Origin of the sequence: Bradyrhizobium australafricanum (genome assembly GCF_020329495.1) — a bacterium.
In the GTDB taxonomy this organism is placed as follows: Bacteria; Pseudomonadota; Alphaproteobacteria; order Rhizobiales; family Xanthobacteraceae; genus Bradyrhizobium; species Bradyrhizobium australafricanum.
Map to the genome: position 1 here is coordinate 1 of NZ_JAGKJL010000172.1, position 1,297 is coordinate 1,297.

Annotated in this window: 1 protein-coding gene; it reads right to left on the reverse strand. The window is 64.3% G+C overall.

Going from position 1 to position 1,297, the window contains the following annotated elements:
• A partial coding sequence (locus tag J6525_RS46340) for an IS701 family transposase (protein ID WP_225649604.1) occupies nt 1-1,292 on the reverse strand: 1,292 nt, incomplete at its 3' end.
• Between the last annotated feature and the right edge of the window lie 5 nt (nt 1,293-1,297).

Sequence of the window (1,297 nt, forward strand, 5' to 3'; positions counted from 1 at the left end):
GCCCATGCTCGAGCTGCCGTCGCATCGTCGCGATCGAGTTTGGAATGTGACGTTGGGACCGCAGCGGCGGATCCGCGGGGTCTATAATCTGCGGGAACGCGAGCGAGCGGGATCGGCCGGGCGCGCCGCGCGCCTGAGGGGGGAATCGTCTCCCGTTCGGAGATCAGGAATCCGTAGGCCGCAATGCACATCGTTGCGTGATGATGAAAGCCGCGCCAGCCGCGTCCCTCGAAGTGGCCGAGCCCGACCTCCTGCTTGAGGTCCTGATAGTTGCGTTCGATGCGCCAGCGCAATTTAGCCGTCTCAACGAGCGTCCGGAATGTCACATCCTCCGGCAATGTCGAGAGCCAGTATTTGGTAGGCTGGTCCTCGCCTTTCGGCCATTCGATCAGCAACCATTCCTGCGCTCGCCGGGTGGTTTGCCAATAATCACGATGCGCGGCACGAACCCGCACGCGGGCAAAGCGCGAGGTCAGCTTTTCGTTCGTTCCTTTCCGCCACGTTATGGTGCGCCAAGCTTGGGCGGGCAGGCCGATCGCGAGCGCTTTGACGGCGGCTGGCTGATGCTGACGATTGCGGCGCATCAGTTTTGGTGGACGGCCGCGGCCCGACCATGGCTTCGGCGGCAAGGGACCGGTGCCGGGCGCCCATACCGTCGTGCTCGACAGTAGACCCGCCACATAGGTCAATCCCAGCGCCGTGATCTCCGTGCGCAGGTCGCTGTTGTTGCCATAGCCCGCGTCCATCAGCACGACACCGCGCGGAAGGCTGCCGCTCGCACAGGCCCACCGCAACTGCTCCAGCGCGATCTCCGGCTTGGTCTGGAAGCAGACTTCGGCAGGAATGCCCACCTTGCGCCGTCGATCGCGGTCCTCAGTCCATTCCTTCGGAAGATAAAGGCGGTAGGCGACAGGCAGGCTGGCGTGGTGGTTGGCAATCGACAGCGACACCGCCACCTGGCAATTATCCTGCTTGCCGAGCTGCCCGCAATATTGCCGTGCAACTCCAACCGAATGTCGCCCCTGCTTGGGAAATCCGGTGTCGTCGATGATCCAGGCTTCGATTGGGCCCCGGCGTTCAATCGCCGGCAGGACCATGGCGCGTACCTTGCCCAGCACCTTCTCATCCGACCAGGCGCCGCTGCCGACGAAATGCAGCAGCGATTGATGCTGGGCCGCCGTCCGCTCCGGAGCCGTCACCGCCGCCATCGGCTCCACGCTCTTGCGACCGCCACAGGCCATCAGGCCGACGCAATAGTCGCGCAGCGGCGCCTTCCGATCAGCATCACCGATGACAC